The sequence below is a fragment of the Mesorhizobium sp. M0601 genome (genome assembly GCF_040320845.1).
In the GTDB taxonomy this organism is placed as follows: Bacteria; Pseudomonadota; Alphaproteobacteria; order Rhizobiales; family Rhizobiaceae; genus Mesorhizobium.
In genome coordinates, this window is sequence record NZ_JAMYQK010000028.1 from 55,937 (window position 1) to 72,825 (window position 16,889).

A 16,889-nucleotide genomic window follows, 5' to 3' on the forward strand; every position below is an offset into this window, starting at 1 on the left:
CAACGCTGAACCGATGAAACGTGCTTGCATCCCGCAAGCCTGATGGAGGAAGTCATGCGCAAATTGATCGCTGGAATGAAGATTTCCGTCGATGGCAAGATGGAGGGGCCCGAGGGTTACGCCGACTGGGTCGACGCGTGGTCGGACGAATACGGCCTGACGCCGCAAATCGATGCCTGCCTGCTTGGCAGCGTCATGTATGCCGGCTACGAGCGCTACTGGAGCGCCATCCAGAACGAGCCCGACAAGCCGCTGCCGATGACCGGCAAATTGCCGAAGCCGGCCGAGCTAGAATGGGCCCGCTTCGCCGCGCAGACCCCGCATTATGTGCTGTCGAACACAATGACTTCGGCGGCCTGGCCAAAGACGCGCTTCGTGCGGAATTTCGAGGATATCGCTGCACTGAAACAGCAGCCCGGCAAGGACATCTACCTTATGGGCGGCGCCCGAATTACCGCGAGCCTTATCGATGCTGGGCTGGTCGATGAGCTCAGGCTCATCGTCTATCCGCTGCTCGCCGGTGAAGGAAAGCCGCTGTTTGGGACGGCGAGAAATCGTCGTGGGCTCGAACTGCGCAAGGTCGAACAGCTTTCGGACGGCCGCGTCGGGCTGGTCTATGGGATCGGCTAAAGCGCGTCGCGTTCGATCGGCCTCATGCGACGCGCTTTTTGCGCGGCATGCATTAGCGCCAAGGTCAGGCAACGACGCCGCGGCAGGCCCAGGCGACATTGGCAAAGGACCTCGGGCCGTCGGGCCGGCCGGCCTCGTAGGCGTCGCGCATGGCGGCGTCGGTGCGCGCCCGCTCTTCCGGGTCGAGCGTGGCCACATACTTACCGAGCGGCCCTTCGCCGGCGGCAATCGGCGCCCAGTAATCATCGAAATTTTGGTAGTCCATGCGGATCATCAACTGGGTTTCCGTAACGTCGCGGAGACCCTGTTCGACAAAGGTCCGTTTCATTTCACCCGGCTGCATCATCGGCTGCGTGCAATAGCGGGCACGCAGCTGGCGTCCGCCTTCACTGAGCACCGCCACCGTGTCGATCATCATGCGCATCCCCGGCATGCCGCCGAGATGGTCCCATACCGTCGCCGCGACGACGCCGCCCGGCCGCACGACGCGGCGCATCTCGGCGACTGCCTTGCCGGCTTCGGGCACGAAATGGAGCACGAGCAGGGCCAGGGCACGGTCGAACGCGCCATCCTCAAAGGGCAGGGCGCAGGCATCCGCCTGACGGATTTTTATCCGCGGATCGGTGTTGCGCCGGATTGCCTCCTCGACGAAAACGGCCGAAAAGTCGATCGCCGCGACCTCACCGAGGTCAGCGGCCTTGACGAGCGCGAAGGTCAGACTGCCGGTGCCGCATCCGACGTCGAGGATATTTTCGCCGTCCTTGAGGCCCGCGAAGCCGATGAACAGCGGCGCGAGCTTTTGGCTCCAGCGGCCCATGAGCTGCTCATAGCCGGCAGCATGGTGAACGTTGAAACTTGAAGTCATCGAAGCCTCCTCCCAAAGCCGTATGCTAGACTTCGGCAGCCGCTGACGAAAGGCACTTTTGGCGCGTGTTGGTTCGGCAGCCCGGAGCGCGCGAAGACATCGCCGGCCGCCTCGACCACCTATTCGGCGGGCAACCCGCGGCGCTTCCATTCGCTGCGCGGCACCGGATTTCCAACACGAAAGGCAAACGAAACGACTCTCGTCGCGTCCGGATCGACCTCGCAGCGAAAGCTCAGATCGTACCACTGTCCGTTTGCAGGGAACGGCGCACTGGCGACGTTCATGACCGTGCCGGCCTTCAGCCGATACTCAAGCAGGCTGTTTGGGAAATAGGGGGGCGACGCGTGCACCAATTGCTGTGCGAGTTCCGTGTTGCAGAGCTGACCGATCCGCACGGCGCGCGGCACATTTTTCATCGCGGTTGTCGCCACCGGATCACCGGTTGCTGATTTCGAGAACAATCTCTTCGCTTCCTGAAGCTTCAAGGGCCTTTGCACTTTGGCGACATCCGCTGGCTTGGGCTTCGGCGGCGGTGATGCGCCAGGCGACGGAGCCTGGTCTTTCCCCTCGACCGCTGTCACGGCAGGTGGCTGTGCAAGATCCTGGTTACTGGGAACTTGCGGCGCTGGCGGTTGTTCCGAACCATCCTCCGCACTGTTGCCGTCCAGAGACTTGCGAGGACCGGCGTCCTTCTCACCGAATTGGAAGACAGGTCTCTGCGCGGTGACCTCACGGCTCGTCGGCGTCTCGACCTTGGCTTCCGGCTGCTTTTCCGGCTTGGGCGGTTCAGCGGGGGACGGAGGTTTGGTTTTTTCCGGCGGTTTAGGCGGCGGCACGATATCAACTGCGATGGGCTGCTCCTTCTGCGGCTGCGGGGGCGACAGCGGCAGTGCGGACAAAAGAAGCGCGGCGGCGAGCAAATGCACGACCGCGGAGGCAGGCAAGGCCCACCCGAATACCCGGCGCTGATCCCGTATGTCGTCTCTCATTGTGACCGGTGTGTGGAATGAAATATTGGCGGCATCAAGCATCGATGCCGCCAGACGTCGAAATAACCTGTTGCGAATCGAAAGTCGGCGGCTGCAATGCGGCGCGGCATCCAATCGTGTGGCGTCGGCGTCCGCGCAGGGGACCGGGCCAGCAGCGCATGCATCAAGTCGTCATTTCAGGCGGCTAGCAGGCACGCCCTCCCGGCACGGTGTCGCCGGTTGAAATCACAGGGAAACCGATAGCCCGCCGTCAACCGCCAGCACGTGCCCGTTGACGTAAGCGGCAGCGTCGGAGGCGAGAAACACCACGGCTCCGCCGAGCTCCTCAGGCTGGGCCCAGCGGCCCGCGGGGGTTCGTGCCTCGACCCATTTGGTGAAGGCCTGGTCGTGCATAAGTGCGGTGTTGAGCTCGGTGGCGAAATAGCCGGGGGCGATGGCGTTGACGGTGATGCCGTGACGGCCCAGCTCAGCGGCAGTGGAGCGTGTCAGCCCGTGCAGGCCCGCCTTTGCCGCCACATAGGCGTGAATGGTGGGGCGGCCAAGGATCGCTGCGACCGATCCGGTGTTTATTATGCGCCCGAACTTGTTTGGCAGCATCAGGCGCACCGCGTCGCGCATCATGCGGAAGCAAGCCGACAGATTGACGGCAACCACATGGTTGAAATCCTCGTCCTGCCATTCGACCAGCGGTTTCCGATGCTGGATGCCGGCGTTGTTGACCAGAATGTCGAGGCGGCCGTGGCGTTCGACGATTCCTTCGAGCGACGCCCTTGAGATCGCCGCGTCGGTGACATCGAACGGCAGGGCTTCTGCACCGATCCTTTCGGCCGCCACGGAAAGGGCGGCCACGTCGCGGGCATTGACGATCACCGTCGCACCGTTTTCGGCAAGTGCCTTGGCCATGGCAAAACCAAGACCACGCGAGGCACCCGTGACCAATGCGACACGGCCCTTGAGCGAGAACAATTCCGGCATTGAGATCCCCTATGAAAAGGGCGGGAGTTTCCTCCCGCCCAAAAGCGCTATTTGGCGACGCAGGTGTCGGCTGTCTCCGGAGTGCAGACATCGAGGCCCGTGTAGGTCGGGTCGGCCGGCGGAGCCTTGCCCTCCTTCATGTCCTTCAGCGCCATCATCGTCTTGTAGCCCATCTCGAACGGCCGCTGACCGACCTGGCCAAGGGAGAAACCTTCCTTCATCTGGTCGATCTGTACCGGAAGCGTGTCGGCAACGACAAGGGCCAGGGCTTTCGAGGCGATCTTGTCCTTGTACGGTGCGACCGCGGCGCGGTTGGCGTCGGGAATGAACTGCGGGAAGCCACCGGTTGGGACGAATGCGTCGAGGTTCGGGTTTTTCGCCATGATATCCTCGAACTGTTGCACCGAAAGCGGGAAATCATCGTTGGTGTAGAGCGGACAGCCTTCGATTTCGGTCCAGCCGTTCTGGCCCGTCAGCCGATCCCCGGGCGAGGCCGCCGATTTGGTGCCCGAAAGCGTATCGCGAATGCCCTGCATGCGCTCGTTGTGGTTGGCCGCCGCGGCGCCGCCGGACTGGATGCAGATCGTGCCGCCTTTGGGCTTGATCTGCATGACAAGCTTGGCGAGGTTCTCGCCGATCTCATAATTGTGCGTGCCGATATAGGCAACGCGCAGATCCTTGTTTTCGGGCAGGAGATCGGAGTCCCAGGTGAGGACCGGGATGCCGGCTTCCTTGGCGGCCTGCAGCGCAACCGCCATCGCGGCGGCGTTCGATGGCGACACGGCGATGCCGTCCACCTTCTTGGCCACGAGATCCTGCACGATCTGCACCTGCTCGTCGCCGCCACCATGCTCGCCGGGGCCGATATACATGCACTCCACGGCGCCATTGGATTCGGCCTCGGCTTTCTTGCAGCCGTCGCGTGCCTGGTCGAAGAAAGGATTGTTCATGTTCTTCGGCACCAGGGCGAAGGTGTATTTCGCCTGGGCGCCGGAAACGGCAAGCACCATTGCGCCAAGCGCGACGGCGGCCGTCAGCAGATGTTTTTTCATGTGACGTTCTCCTCCTTGGTGTGATGTCCCGCAAGCCTCCCGCCGGCGGGTTTCTAGCGGCGTTTTTTGGGCATCAAGACTGCCAGCGACGCGGCGAGAATCGATTTGCCGCCCGTTTGCATGCCCAAGAGAACCGCAAGAACGATGAAGGCGCCGACGAAGGCACCCTGCCAGTTTGAATCGATGCCGGCCATCAGCAGCGCATTCCTGATCACCTCGAGGAAGGCCGAACCGATGATCGCACCGAAGGCCGTGCCGGCGCCGCCCATGAGGCTGGCGCCGCCAATGACTGTCGCGGCGATAACGCGCAGTTCGTAGCCCTGGCCCATGGCATTTATAGCCGAACCGTTATAGCCGAGGAGCAGGAGCGAGGCGAGCGCGGCGGTGAAAGCCGAGAAGACATAGGCCTCGAATTTAATCCAGTTGACCGGAACGCCGGTGAGCCGTGCCGCCTCCTCATTGCCGCCGATGGCGAAGAGATGCCGGGCCCAGGCTGTGAAGTTGAATACGAAGCCGACAATCAGGGCCAGGATCACCATGGTCCAGAACTGTGACGACAGTTCTGGTATCCAATGCGGTGCCCAGTCGTTCGGACCATGCCGCGGCCATTTCCACTGACCGATTGCCTTCACGATCGGAGCATCGGGCCCGAACTGGTAGAGCATCTGGTTGGCCGAGAATACGACCGCCAGCGAGCGCGCGACGGACAGCATGCCGAGGGTGACCACAAAGGACGGCATCCCGACATAGGCGACAAAGAATCCGTTGACCGCGCCACAGGCCAGACCGGAGAAAAGGCCCATGGCGAAGGCGACGTACCAGGGATAATGCCAGGTGAGGAACAGGCCGGCGACGATGACCACGAGACCCATGACGGAGCCGACCGACAGATCGATACCGCCGGTGATGATGACGATCGTCATGCCAAGTGCCATGATGCCGAAAGGTGCGAAATTGCGCGTCACATTGGCGACGTTTTCAGACGTGCCGAAGCTCGGCTCCATCGCAGTCATCAACATGACGAGCGCGATGAGCGCGATCGTCACCCAGAAGGGCTGACTTGAAATCACACGTTGGAGAACTGTTTTTTCCTTGGTCGGGACGAAATCCGACATGGCCGGCCGGCCATGTTCTTCGACTGAGCCCTGAACGCCAACTGACTCCTGAACACTATTCGCCACGGATGGCCCCCGTTATCAGTCCAGTGATTTCCTCGGGCGATGTTTTGTCGGCTGGCTTGTCGGCAACTTTCGAGCCCCGCCTGAGGACGATAATGCGATCTGCCACGGCGAACACGTCAGGCATTCGGTGACTGATCAGCATGACGCCGACTCCTTGTGCTTTGAGGCGTCGGATCAGTTCGAGTACTTCCGCCACCTGGCGCACGGAGATGGCGGCCGTTGGTTCGTCCATCAGCACCAGCTTGGCATTTGAAAGCCGGGTCCGCGCGATGGCGACCGCCTGGCGCTGCCCACCCGACATCTTCCTGACGAGGTCGCGCGGCCGGGTTTCCGATTTGAGTTCCTTGAACAGCGCTGCCGAGCGATCGATCATCGCCTGCTTGTCAAGAATCCTGATCGGCCAGAAGCCTTTCTTGATCTCGCGCCCCAGAAAGACGTTCTGCGCGGCCGTCAGATTATCGGCGAGCGCCAGGTCCTGATAAACAACTTCGATCCCCTTGGCGCGGGCCTGCACGGGCTGGTGGAAGTGGCACACCTCGCCCTCGACTACAATTTCGCCGTCGCTCGGAGGAAAATTCCCGGCCACAGTCTTGACTATCGTCGACTTGCCGGCGCCGTTGTCCCCCATCAGACCAACGACTTCGCCTCGCTCCACCTGGAAGCTGACGTCGGTCAGGGCCTGGATAGCCCCGAAATTCTTGGAGACGTGGCGAACCTCAAGCACCGGCATCGCGGTCCTCCCGGGACAACATTTTATCGGTCTTGTCCCTGGTCTATGCACAGCAGCTAATCAGCGAAACGTATTCAACACAATCATTTATTAGGTCAGGCATTTATTAGGTCAGGCCTCCCGGCAGTGACACGCGTCGTCTTAGGCCGTGACCTTGTAGCTGCTGCAGAACACCGAGGGCTCGGCCGGTCCTCAAGACAATCACCAGGCGATCCTCAGGCTTGCGCCGCTTCATATCCGTTTCGGGTGAAATGAGCAGGCATTTTGCGAGCGGTGCCAACGCCTCGGGTATGGAGCGCGGCAGAACACGGCTTTGCGTCATTCAAACACACGAGGACAGTGGCCAAGCCTGTCCCTAGCGTGCGTCGGCCAGAGCGCACGTCAGGAGATGAACCCGCATTCGGGGGAGGCGAGGGTCAAGTGTTGAAAATCCGCTCCTTGCCGGCGCTGCACGAGAGGGATATTCGGTCATGAATTTCAAAGGTTTGATCAAGCGTGCCGAGACAGTGGAGAGAGCGTTCAAGGAGCTCGAAACCGATTTGGCGGATGCGTTTAGCGAATGTCTCAATGTGGACGATCAGTCGCCGTTGAACGACGTCACTGTGCCGGATGAGACGGTATCGGATGAGAATCTCGCGGCAACGGATGACAGCTCGCAACTCGAAGCCAATGCGGACGCCTTCGAGACCGCACGACGGCTGTCCCCCCATACGCAAACCCGGCTGGCTGCCTTAAATGCGGTCGATGGGCTCTTTCACGACGCGCAGGAGTATCTGGGGGAGATCAATGCGAAACTGTCGGAGATCGCGACCTCGCATCATCTGACGGGCGAATTCCTGAAACTGCTCCACGGCGACATTCTTCGCGCCAACGAATTGGAGCTGGCAAATACCGGCCTGACCGCGCAGCAAAGGGTGCTGTCCGAACAGCTCCACGATGCAACCAGAAAGCAGCGCGAGCGCGACAGCGCTATCGAGGCCCTGCAGCAGCACGAGGCGAGCCTGGTCGAGGACAAGGAAGCACTTCGCGGCGCGCTGGCTGCGGCAAGGCTGGAACTCGTCGTCGCAGGCAATGCGAGCGCAAAACGCGAGGCCGAGTTCGGCGAGCTTGTCAAAACACTCTCGGCCAGAGCCGTCGAGGCCAACAGACGCTCGCGCGAGAACGAGATGCTGCGGGAGAAACATGTCAGCCTGTCGATCGACCTCGACAAGGCGCTGAAACGGGAGGCCGAGGCCCGGCACAGGCTGGACGAACTCTCGACTGTCCATGCCAATGACGCCGCGCAGCTTTCGGAACTGCTGGCCGCGCTTGGCAAGAGCGAGAAAGAGGAGATGCGGCTGCAGAAATCGCTCGATATGGCGCAGGCAAAGCTATCGGAAATAACGGAAGCGGCCCGCATCAGGGACGGTGACAGGGAAGCCGAACTTGCACGCAGTGTCGCGGAGATGACCGGCTTGCGTTCTGAAATCGAGGATCTTCGATCGCGACTGGAGGCCGCCTCCAACCACAACAGCGAAGCCGCCAGCGAGATCGCCAGGCTCAAGGCCCAAGCGAGCGACGCGGTGGCGGAAAAGCAAATTGTCGAGCAAAAATTGTCCGCTCTCACGAAGGAGAGCGAAAACGACAAGATGAACCTTTCCGCGGTCAGCGCGAATTTTTCGCAGCTTTCCCTGCAGCAGGCATCCGAACAGATACAGTTCGACGTCCAGCGGCAGGAATGCGAGGATCTGCGAGCCGAAGTCGCGTCGCTTCAAGCCCGGGTCAAGGAACTATTGCCCTATGAGCGGCTCCACAAGGCCACCAACGCCAGACCGCGTGAAGACGGCGTGGTCGAGATCACCGCCGCGGTGGCGGAGAAGGCCCGCGCCAGCAGGCGGCGCCTTCGCCTGCGCGCTGCTTCGTAGCTCAGGCGCGGCTGTCTGAATTTCGACTGGTGCGAAGCGAACATCCGTCGATGGAAGCGATCCTTGGGGCTGGCCTCCCCTGCGTCAGGCTGCAATAGTGCACGCCGGTGAGGCGGAGGGGGCTGAGCGTGCGGCTATTCACAAACCGGAACCACCTCCGTTGGAGGTTGGCCGTCATCGCAATCATGGTGCTTTCGCCGAAGGCGGCGTCGGCCGACACCATTACGCCCGACCGGGTCGCCGCGGCCATTGCGAAGCTCGAATTGCTTGCCGAAGGCGTCGTCGCGGATGGTAGCGTGCCCGGTCTGGCCATCGGCGTCGTGCACGGCGACGAGGTGATCTTCCTCAAGGGGTTCGGGCATCGCGAAGCCGGAAAACCGGAGATCGTCGATGCTGACACGGTCTTCCAGATTGCCTCGCTCTCCAAGCCGGTCTCCGCCACCGTCGTGGCGGCGCTGGTCAGCGACGGGATCGCTTCGTGGGATTCCAAGATCGCCGACCTCGATCCGGCTTTCCGGCTCGCTCAGCCCTATCCGACCAGCGAACTCACGGTCCGCGACCTGTTTGCGCACCGCAGCGGGCTTCCCGGCACCGCCGGCGACGACCTCGAGGACATCGGCTATGACCGCGCGGAGATCCTGCGCCGGCTGCGGTTCGCGTCGCCGTCATCGAGCTTTCGTGCGGGCTATTCCTACAGCAATTTCGGACTGACCGAGGGTGCGGTCGCGGCCGCGAAGCCGACGGGTAAATCATGGGAAGAGGTCGCCGAAGAGAAGCTCTACCGTCCGCTTGGAATGGCCTCGACCAGCTCCCGTCATTCGGACTTCATCAAGCACGCCAACCGCGCCGAGCTCCACGCCAAAATCGATGGCGCCTGGACCGCGAAGGTCCAGCGCTATCCGGATGCGCAGGCGCCAGCAGGCGGCGTCAGCTCCACCGCACGCGACCTCTCGCAATGGATGCGCCTTGTGCTCGGCAACGGGGTCTATGCCGGCAAGAGACTCATTGCCGCCGATGCGCTGGAACAGACACATATTCCCTTGATGGTTCGCGGCAAGAACCCCGTCTCCGGAGGCGAGGCCTTCTACGGCCTCGGCTGGAATATCGAATTCGGCCGGCACGGGCTGATCTGGGGTCATGCGGGCGCCTTCAGCACCGGCGCACGCAGTCTGGTGATGCTCTTCCCCGAGGAGAAGCTTGGCATCGTCGTCATCGCCAACGCCTTTCCGACAGGCGTGCCGGACGGGCTGTCCGACAGCTTCGCCGATCTCGTCTTCGACGGAACCCTGGGCAAGGATAAGATAAAGGCATGGAATGATATCTATGCGAGCATGTTCGGCCCGGTGATTGCGGCGGCCAAGGCCACCTATGCCGCGCCGCCCTCTCCAGCAAGTCCGGCCGAGCCGGCCAGTGCCTATGCAGGCCGTTACTTCAACGACTTCTTCGGCGAAGCTATTGTGTCGGGCGAAGGAGACGCTCTTGTCCTTAAGGTCGGGCCTGCCGGTGCGCGGTCTTATCCACTGAAGCATTTCAACCGCGACCTCTTCGTGACCTTCCCCGATGCCGAGATGCCGGACAGGCCTTCGGCTGTCAGCTTTGCCCTCGGCCCCGACGGCAAGGCGTCGGCCATGACCGTTGATTTTCTCAACGACAATCATCTCGGCACGCTGCGGCGCGTGGGGGATTAGCCACCGGCGGTGAGGGAGCCTATGCCGGGCCGAACTGAAGCAATTTGAAGCAATTGCCGCTTCCCGACTTCAACTGCGTCAGGAAGCCTTTCGACCGGTCGATCCATTCCTGGTGCGATCTGGCATCGGCTTCGATTTCATTGGCCGGTGCAAGCTTGACGAAGCCGCGCCCCGTGCTGAAAAGCCAGCACGCGCGGCCGAGAAACCGCCTGCTGCGCTGGCGCAGCAGATCGGCATCATAAAAGACGTCGAGCACCTCCTGCTTGATCTTCCGCTCCTTTTCGGGATTGGCAATCGCAACCTCGATCGGCTCGCCGCCGATCGCATCCTGCAGGTCCTTGTAATCCAGGGCGATCTGGGTAGTGGCATATTTGATGTCGCTCTCGTTCCGGACGATGTTGAACCAAAGCATTGGGTTGAGCTCGTTGACGACGAACGATGCTTCGAAATCGCGTGACAGATTGAGAATATCGAACCCCTGAACATCGACGTCGCGCTCGACCAGAAGGATCTGGGAAACCTGCTTGGCAAGCCCCGTTCCGTGGGCGCTGACAGCGGCGTTGTCACCGCCGTGTTCCGGACTGACATAGGCACCGCCATCATCCAGCAGCGCGTCGAATTCGCCGAGGGCCTCCACGACAGCGCTGCCGCGGGCAACACGCGCTGCCAGTTTGGCGAGAACCTGCTGGAGCTCCGTTTCGCGTTTGCGCTGGTCCTGATAATTCTGCTGAAAAAAGAAGATGAACAGGGACACGCCAATCCCGATCAGGATCACGCCCAGCTGCGAAAAGATATTGCGATAATATTCCAGCAGCTTTTCACGATGGCGTACGTCGTCACGCACACTGTGCGCCACGCGAAGATTGACGATCAGCGAAACGACCAGGAGCCCGGCGCCGACCAGGATCAGGCCACCGATCAGCAGGTAGCCATGTCGTGAGTTGAAGTCCATTGCTTTGCCGCGCTCCCGAAACCCCAGACAGCGCAGACTAATACCATTCCGCCTCAACACCTACGATCATCCCCACCATTCGGCCACTGTTCTTACAGCCAGGACTACGCTCGCCATCCGCCTCGTTTCGTGGCGGTCTTCTCGCAGCCGGATTCAGGCCGCGTGCTTGGAACCAATGACCGGCGAGACTGTTCAGCTATGACTTTGATACGACGCCGACGTGCCCGGCCGGCTGGGCATGCGGCGATCTTGAGGAGTTCTCATCATGAAGATTTCGTCCAGATTTCGTTCAGTCGCAGTTGCCGTCATCGCTGCGGCGGCAGTTAGCTTTGCCAGCGTCGCGCATGCCGACAGCGGTACGATCCGCTTCGCCGTCTACAAGGCGGCCTTCTTCATCGGCGGCTCCGGAGGCGAGGGCACACTGACCTTCCATGGTCGCCGATATCCGATCTCGGTCGGCGGCATCTCGGGCGGCCTCGCCTTCGGCGCCTCCAAGACCTATTTCAAAGGTACCGTGCGCCACATACGCCGCGCCCGGGATGTGACGGGGGTGTACGGTGCAGCGGGCGGTGGCGGCGCGCTCGGCAAAGGAGCCCAGGTGATCGTCATGACCAATGACAAGGGTGCCCAACTCGAACTCACGGGCATGCAGGTAGGCCTGCAAGTCAATGCCGATCTCAGCGGTATGAGCATCTCGCTGAAATGAAATAAGGACAGTCACTGCATTCGTTATTCCTTGGATGGGCCGGATTTGGCCGCTCCAAACCGCAGCCCATCCATCAGCAGCGACACCAATCGGCGCGAGCGATCGCGCCAGTCCTTGGTGTCCGGGGCCGAATAGATGCCGCCCAGCGCATGCAGCACGTCGGAGGCATCGACATCGCCGCGGATCGAGCCGTCGGCGACCGCAGCATCGATGAGCCGCCGCAAGGCGAGCGTCACCCTGCCGGAAACGTCGGAGAACAGGGTTGAGTTGGTCGTGAGCAGGATGCGCAGGCTTGTCGACAGCCCGCGCTTGGTGGCGATGTAGTCGACGAAGCGCTGCATCCATTGTTCGAGCGCCATGTCGGGCGCATGATCGCGGGCGAGTTCGTCGGCCGCCTGGCACAGTCCTTCCACTTCGCGCCGATAAACCACCTCGACCAGGTGCTCGCGGGTTGGGAAATGCCGGTAGAGCGTGCCGATGCCGACGCCGGCCTGGCGCGCAATCTCCTCCAGCGAGGCATCGACGCCTTGCGCGGCAAAGGCTTTTGCCGCGACCTCGACCAGAGCATCGCGGTTGCGCTGCGCGTCGGCGCGCAGCGGCTTTGCAACGGCGGCTTCGGTTTTGTCTCCAGAAATGACGGGCGGCTCCGCGGCCAATTTTTTCTCCAGTGCTGATCCGAAGCATACCCGGATAGGCAGGCCCCGTTTCAAGAACGCAGACGCTTCCACCTTCGTTACGTCTCCGACAAATATAATCGCAAGTAAATATAATCACAGGATCGAGTCTGGGCCGGCGTTCCGGCAGGCGAGGCATCTTGTCCGCCTCCGGTGCACGGCCGGTGGATGACGACGGAGGATATTTCCTCGCGGCCGGCACTCGTCATCTGTTCGGCCGATGCCGTGGGGCAAAAATGAGCCCATGTTGAGCACGATCCCCTCAGGATCATTGGACTGTCCTGCCCCTACAGACAGTTCAGAGAGCACCACCGGCTTGGGCCGGTGGTGCTTTTTTGTCTCCAGGCATGACGGCCGGCTGCCCTGCCAATTTCCTCCAATTTTGATCATTTTCGATCCTGGGCTTGAACAGGGCGGAGCAGGCCCTTAGGTAATAAGCGGAGGCGCCTCCGATTGTGGAGCGCCTTTCTCATGTAATCACGGGATCGGGTATGTCACGTCTTTCGACCTCCCAAGCCGCAGCCCTCCCGGAGCTCGCGCCAAGTCGAACCGACCCCCCCCTCTGCCCTGCCGGGCACTTCCCCCAAGGGGAAGATAGCCTTCACCTAGCCATAAGCTGATCTTGCCGCTCGCCGGCCGGGCACCAGATCATCCCCTCCCGCGTCAAGCAACTGGAGCCAGACGCCCCATGACAAGCAAAACCCGAACTCCAATCCAACTTCGAATCAACGGACATCGACATGAGCTGGAGGTCGAACCGCGCGTTACCCTGCTCGACGCCTTGCGCGACCATCTCGGCCTGACCGGCACCAAGAAGGGCTGCGACCAGGGCCAGTGCGGCGCCTGCACCGTTCATATCGACGGCCAGCGCGTGCTGGCCTGCCTGACGCTTGCCACTCAGGCTGAAAGCAGGGACATCACCACCATCGAAGGGCTTGCCGGGGAGGATGGCACGCTGCATGCGGTGCAGGCCGCCTTCCTCGAACAGGATGCCTTCCAGTGCGGCTATTGCACGCCGGGCCAGATCATGTCGGCGGTCGCCTGCATTCGCGAAGGCCATGCCGGCTCGGATGAGGAGATCCGCGAATACATGGCCGGCAATCTCTGCCGCTGCGGCGCCTATCCGCATATCGTCGCCGCCGTGCGCCAGGTGGCCATGGAGGCCGCGTCATGAGGGACTTTTCGTATCTCCGCGCCGGCTCCGTCGATGCAGCCCGTGAGGCAGCAGCACTTCCCGGCGCCATGCTTCTGGCCGGCGGCACGACGCTTGTCGATCTCGCGAAATGCGGCGTTGCCGAACCCGAGACCGTGGTCGACATCACCCATCTCAAGGGACTGGACACGATTGCCGTTGATGACCGGGGCGCCACGATCGGGGCGCTGGCCAGGATGAGCCGCGTCGCCGACCATGCCGATATCAAGAGCCGGTTCCCCGCAGTCTCGGAAGCATTGTGGCAGGCGGCATCGGCGCAGCTGCGCAACATGGCGACGATCGGCGGCAATCTGATGCAGCGTACACGCTGCCCCTATTTCCGCGATCCGGCAAATTTCCCCGCTTGCAACAAGCGCTCGCCCGGCAGCGGCTGCTCGGCGATCGGCGGCGTCACCCGCGGCCATGCCGTGCTCGGCACCAGCGAGGCCTGCGTCGCCACCTATCCCGGCGACCTGGCGGTTGCACTCGTCGCCTTCGACGCGATCGTCCATCTCGGCGACCGTCAGATCGCCGTCGATGATTTTTTCCTGTTGCCGGGCAGCACGCCCGAAAGGGAGCATGCGATCGAGCCCGGCGAGATGATCACCGCGATCGGCATTCCCGCTTCGGCGGCCGCCCGCCGCTCGACCTATCTCAAGGTCCGCGACCGCCAGTCCTATGAATTCGCCGCGGCAAGTGCCGCGGTCGGCATCGAATTCGAGGCCGACGGAAGGACGATCCGCGATCTGCGCGTCGCGCTTGGCGGCGTCGCCACCAAGCCATGGCGCGCCCTTGCCGTCGAAGAGGCGCTGAAAGGCAAAGTGCTCGAGCCGGAGGTCGTCAGGCAAGCCAGCCTGCTCGCCGTCGAGGCCGCCGTCGACCATGGCGCCAACCACTCCAAGATCGAACTGGCGCCGCGCGTCGTCGCCCGCGCCATCCTCAAAATGGGAGAAACGGCATGACCGTTCACGAGTTGAGAACAAGACCCGGCGATGCCAAACGCGGCGACGCTTCGGACGGTGCCGTCCTCGCCGACCAGGTCGGCGGCCGGCTGTCGCGCGTCGACGGCCCGGCCAAGATCACCGGTGCCGCCAAATACGCCGTCGAGCAGCAGCTCGAGGGGCTTACCCATGCGGTGCTGGTCGAGAGCACCATTGCCGCCGGCCGGGTGCGTTCGATCGACACGGCCGCGGCCAAGGCGTCGCCCGGCGTGCTGCTGGTGCTGACGCCCGACAATATCCTGCCGCTGAGAACCGCAACGGACTGGCTGGGCACGCCGCCGCCGGACGTCGCTTATTGCCCGCTGGCGCGCGACATCACCTTCAGCGGCCAGCATGTCGCGGCGGTGGTGGCCGAGAGTTTCGAGCAGGCGGTCGCCGCCGCGGCGCTGGTCAAGATCGCCTATGACGAGGCGCCGGCGATCGTCGACCTCAGCGATCCAAAGGCCGGCGACGGCATCCCCGTCGATGCGATGACCAAGGAATGGGGCGAAGCGGAGACAGCGTTCGCCTCGGCTCCGGTCAGGATCTGCAACGCCTACAACACGCCGCGCGAATACCAGGCGCCGATGGAGCCGCATGGCCTGATCGCAAAGTGGCAGGGCGACCAGTTGACGGTCTGGGAGCCGAGCCAATGGCTCGACGGCATGGCGCGGACCTATGCCGAATGGTTCGGCGTGCCGTTCGAGAATGTACGACTGGTCTCGCCCTATATTGGCGGCGGCTTCGGCTCCAAGGCGTTTGCCTATGGCTACGGCGCTGTAGCGGCAGTCGCCGCGAAAATGCTGGGACGGCCGGTGAAGCTGGCGGTCACCAGGCCGCAGACCTTCACCGCCTATGGCGGACGGGCGGCGACGCGCCAGACCGTGGCGCTCGGCGCCAACGCGGAGGGCCAGATCCAGTCGATCGTGCATCGCGGCGTCAACGAGACCTCGGTCGACGGCATGTGGGTCGAGCCGCTCGGCTCGGTCACCTCGGTCATGTACGCGACGCCGAATTTCTCGTCGCGGCAGAACGTCGTGCGGGTCAACACGGTGGTGCCGGGGGCATTGCGCGCGCCGGGCGAGAACCCGAGCGCCTTCGGCATCGAAAGCGCCATCGACGAGCTCGCCTATGAGGTCGGTATCGATCCGCTGGAAATCCGGCTCAGGAACTATGCCGAGCAGGACCCGCATGCGAAGAAGCCGTGGTCGACACGGCAGCTGCGTGAGGCCTTTGCGGCCGGCGCCGAAGCCTTTGGCTGGTCGAAGCGGAACCCCCGGCCGCGTTCGATGCGCGACGGCAACCAGCTGATCGGCTGGGGTGTCGCGGCAGGCACCTATCCGGTGCGGCGCGCCTATGGCGAGGCGGTCGTGCGCATTCTCGCCGACGGCTCGGTCGAGGTCGAAAGCTCATCGATCGACATGGGGCAGGGCACCTACACGATCCTGGCGCAGACCGCCGCCGAGGTGGTGGGCGTGCCGGCGGAAAACGTCGTCGTCAAGCTTGGCGATTCCCGCTATGCCCGTGCCGGCGTTACCGGCGGTTCGCGGCTGGCCGGGGTGATGACCGGCGCCGTCCACAAGGCGGCGAGTGCCGCGCTCGACCAGCTGATCGGGCTCGCCATCAGCGATCCGGCTTCGCCGTTCCATGCGCTGCAGGCCAACACGCTCGTCGTCGCCAATGGCCGCATCGCCTCGCCGCGCGGCAACGGCCCTGAGGTTTCGATCGCCGAACTGCTCAGCAGCGTCGGGCGCGAGCATATCGAGGCGAAGGGCGACACCATGCCGGCCAATTCGACGGTCGAGGACCGCTACAAGAACTACACCACCATAGCCATGGCGCTGCCACACACCGAGGGCGACTATTCCCGCCACAGCTGGTGCGCGCATTTCATCGAAGTCCGCGTCGACGAGGACTTTGGCACGGTTCGCGTTTCCCGCGTGGTGTCGGCGCTGGATTCGGGCCGGCTCTACAATCCCAAGCTCGCCGAAAGCCAATGGAAGGGCGGCATCATCATGGGCATCGGCCAGGCGCTGCTCGAGGAGGGCATCGTCGACCGCCGGCATGGGCGCATCGTCAACAACAATCTCGCCGACTATCTCATCGCCACCAATGCCGACATTCCCGACATCGAGGTGATCTCGGTCGGTATTCCCGATCCGCATTCCTCGGTGCTGGGCGGCAAGGGGGTCGGCGAGCTGGGCATCGTCGGCGTGGCGCCGGCGATCGCCAACGCGGTATTCCACGCCACCGGGAAAAGGGTGCGGGATCTGCCGATCACGCTGGAGAAGCTGATTTAGGCGGAGGTTGGGACTGTCGGCGCGTTGGCGATTGGCGAAAGCCGAGGTGACGACCGATCTCCCCACGAGAG

At 62.9% G+C, this 16,889-nt stretch carries 15 protein-coding genes; 7 read left to right on the top strand and 8 right to left on the bottom strand.

Going from position 1 to position 16,889, the window contains the following annotated elements:
* Nucleotides 1-54 precede the first annotated feature (54 nt).
* Entirely contained in the window at nucleotides 55-630 is a 576-nt protein-coding gene (locus NKI41_RS22610) for a dihydrofolate reductase family protein (RefSeq protein WP_352469189.1), read from the top strand.
* Nucleotides 631-694: 64 nt separating this feature from the next.
* On the opposite strand, the gene NKI41_RS22615 is transcribed toward NKI41_RS22610, so the two are convergent.
* From NKI41_RS22615 to NKI41_RS22640, 6 genes are all read right to left on the bottom strand, one after another.
* Entirely contained in the window at nucleotides 695-1,495 is an 801-nt protein-coding gene (locus NKI41_RS22615; protein WP_352685271.1) for a class I SAM-dependent methyltransferase, read from the bottom strand.
* A 119-nt stretch (nucleotides 1,496-1,614) separates the two neighbouring features.
* A complete protein-coding gene (locus tag NKI41_RS22620) occupies nucleotides 1,615-2,526 on the bottom strand; it encodes a DUF930 domain-containing protein (RefSeq protein WP_352685272.1) in 912 nt (303 codons plus the stop codon).
* Between the two features lie 183 nt (nucleotides 2,527-2,709).
* Entirely contained in the window at nucleotides 2,710-3,459 is a 750-nt protein-coding gene (locus NKI41_RS22625) for a glucose 1-dehydrogenase (RefSeq protein WP_352685273.1), read from the bottom strand.
* Between the two features lie 47 nt (nucleotides 3,460-3,506).
* Nucleotides 3,507-4,511: a sugar-binding protein gene (locus tag NKI41_RS22630; protein ID WP_352489989.1), complete on the bottom strand. Its 1,005-nt coding sequence runs from the start codon at nucleotides 4,509-4,511 to the stop codon at nucleotides 3,507-3,509.
* 53 nt (nucleotides 4,512-4,564) lie between these two features.
* Nucleotides 4,565-5,626 carry an ABC transporter permease gene (locus NKI41_RS22635; RefSeq protein WP_352685274.1) on the bottom strand — a complete coding sequence of 354 codons (1,062 nt, stop codon included), beginning with the start codon at nucleotides 5,624-5,626 and terminating at the stop codon, nucleotides 4,565-4,567.
* A 55-nt stretch (nucleotides 5,627-5,681) separates the two neighbouring features.
* Nucleotides 5,682-6,422 carry an ATP-binding cassette domain-containing protein gene (locus NKI41_RS22640; protein ID WP_254819718.1) on the bottom strand — a complete coding sequence of 247 codons (741 nt, stop codon included), beginning with the start codon at nucleotides 6,420-6,422 and terminating at the stop codon, nucleotides 5,682-5,684.
* 470 nt (nucleotides 6,423-6,892) lie between these two features.
* Here NKI41_RS22640 and NKI41_RS22645 point away from each other — a divergent pair, with 470 nt between their 5' ends.
* Both NKI41_RS22645 and NKI41_RS22650 read left to right on the top strand, forming a co-directional pair.
* Nucleotides 6,893-8,326, top strand: coding sequence for a coiled-coil domain-containing protein (locus NKI41_RS22645; protein WP_352685275.1), 1,434 nt, complete (start codon nucleotides 6,893-6,895; stop codon nucleotides 8,324-8,326).
* 185 nt (nucleotides 8,327-8,511) lie between these two features.
* A complete protein-coding gene (locus NKI41_RS22650) occupies nucleotides 8,512-10,014 on the top strand; it encodes a serine hydrolase (RefSeq protein ID WP_352472204.1) in 1,503 nt (500 codons plus the stop codon).
* A gap of 19 nt (nucleotides 10,015-10,033) precedes the next feature.
* Here the strand turns inward: NKI41_RS22650 and NKI41_RS22655 are convergent, their stop codons facing one another.
* On the bottom strand, nucleotides 10,034-10,966 hold the full coding sequence (locus tag NKI41_RS22655) for a hypothetical protein (protein WP_352472182.1): 933 nt from the start codon (nucleotides 10,964-10,966) through the stop codon (nucleotides 10,034-10,036).
* Between the two features lie 265 nt (nucleotides 10,967-11,231).
* Between NKI41_RS22655 and NKI41_RS22660 the strand changes: the two genes are divergently transcribed.
* On the top strand, nucleotides 11,232-11,672 hold the full coding sequence (locus NKI41_RS22660) for a lipid-binding SYLF domain-containing protein (protein ID WP_352685276.1): 441 nt from the start codon (nucleotides 11,232-11,234) through the stop codon (nucleotides 11,670-11,672).
* Nucleotides 11,673-11,695: 23 nt separating this feature from the next.
* Here NKI41_RS22660 and NKI41_RS22665 read toward each other — a convergent pair whose 3' ends face one another.
* The gene (locus NKI41_RS22665) at nucleotides 11,696-12,328 is read right to left on the bottom strand and encodes a TetR/AcrR family transcriptional regulator (protein WP_023677324.1); all 633 of its coding nucleotides are present in this window, start codon (nucleotides 12,326-12,328) and stop codon (nucleotides 11,696-11,698) included.
* A gap of 706 nt (nucleotides 12,329-13,034) precedes the next feature.
* On the opposite strand from NKI41_RS22665, the gene NKI41_RS22670 reads away from it, so the two are divergent.
* From NKI41_RS22670 to NKI41_RS22680, 3 genes are read left to right on the top strand one after another with little or no spacing between them, the layout of a single operon-like run.
* On the top strand, nucleotides 13,035-13,520 hold the full coding sequence (locus NKI41_RS22670; protein WP_352489999.1) for a (2Fe-2S)-binding protein: 486 nt from the start codon (nucleotides 13,035-13,037) through the stop codon (nucleotides 13,518-13,520).
* Nucleotides 13,517-14,500, top strand: coding sequence for an FAD binding domain-containing protein (locus tag NKI41_RS22675; RefSeq protein ID WP_352685277.1), 984 nt, complete (start codon nucleotides 13,517-13,519; stop codon nucleotides 14,498-14,500). Before NKI41_RS22670 ends, NKI41_RS22675 begins: the two co-directional genes overlap by 4 nt.
* The gene (locus NKI41_RS22680) at nucleotides 14,497-16,818 is read left to right on the top strand and encodes a xanthine dehydrogenase family protein molybdopterin-binding subunit (RefSeq protein ID WP_352541191.1); all 2,322 of its coding nucleotides are present in this window, start codon (nucleotides 14,497-14,499) and stop codon (nucleotides 16,816-16,818) included. The genes NKI41_RS22675 and NKI41_RS22680 overlap by 4 nt, the downstream gene beginning before the upstream one ends.
* Nucleotides 16,819-16,889 lie beyond the last annotated feature (71 nt).

Excerpts from the sequence above, each read along its gene's own strand:
- NKI41_RS22610 (WP_352469189.1), top strand. The coding sequence starts at position 55 with ATGCGCAAATTGATCGCTGGAATGAAGATTTCCGTCGATGGCAAGATG.
- NKI41_RS22615 (WP_352685271.1), bottom strand. The coding sequence starts at position 1,495 with ATGACTTCAAGTTTCAACGTTCACCATGCTGCCGGCTATGAGCAGCTC.
- NKI41_RS22620 (WP_352685272.1), bottom strand. The coding sequence starts at position 2,526 with ATGCTTGATGCCGCCAATATTTCATTCCACACACCGGTCACAATGAGA.
- NKI41_RS22625 (WP_352685273.1), bottom strand. The coding sequence starts at position 3,459 with ATGCCGGAATTGTTCTCGCTCAAGGGCCGTGTCGCATTGGTCACGGGT.
- NKI41_RS22630 (WP_352489989.1), bottom strand. The coding sequence starts at position 4,511 with ATGAAAAAACATCTGCTGACGGCCGCCGTCGCGCTTGGCGCAATGGTG.
- NKI41_RS22635 (WP_352685274.1), bottom strand. The coding sequence starts at position 5,626 with ATGTCGGATTTCGTCCCGACCAAGGAAAAAACAGTTCTCCAACGTGTG.
- NKI41_RS22640 (WP_254819718.1), bottom strand. The coding sequence starts at position 6,422 with ATGCCGGTGCTTGAGGTTCGCCACGTCTCCAAGAATTTCGGGGCTATC.
- NKI41_RS22645 (WP_352685275.1), top strand. The coding sequence starts at position 6,893 with ATGAATTTCAAAGGTTTGATCAAGCGTGCCGAGACAGTGGAGAGAGCG.
- NKI41_RS22650 (WP_352472204.1), top strand. The coding sequence starts at position 8,512 with ATGGTGCTTTCGCCGAAGGCGGCGTCGGCCGACACCATTACGCCCGAC.
- NKI41_RS22655 (WP_352472182.1), bottom strand. The coding sequence starts at position 10,966 with ATGGACTTCAACTCACGACATGGCTACCTGCTGATCGGTGGCCTGATC.
- NKI41_RS22660 (WP_352685276.1), top strand. The coding sequence starts at position 11,232 with ATGAAGATTTCGTCCAGATTTCGTTCAGTCGCAGTTGCCGTCATCGCT.
- NKI41_RS22670 (WP_352489999.1), top strand. The coding sequence starts at position 13,035 with ATGACAAGCAAAACCCGAACTCCAATCCAACTTCGAATCAACGGACAT.
- NKI41_RS22675 (WP_352685277.1), top strand. The coding sequence starts at position 13,517 with ATGAGGGACTTTTCGTATCTCCGCGCCGGCTCCGTCGATGCAGCCCGT.
- NKI41_RS22680 (WP_352541191.1), top strand. The coding sequence starts at position 14,497 with ATGACCGTTCACGAGTTGAGAACAAGACCCGGCGATGCCAAACGCGGC.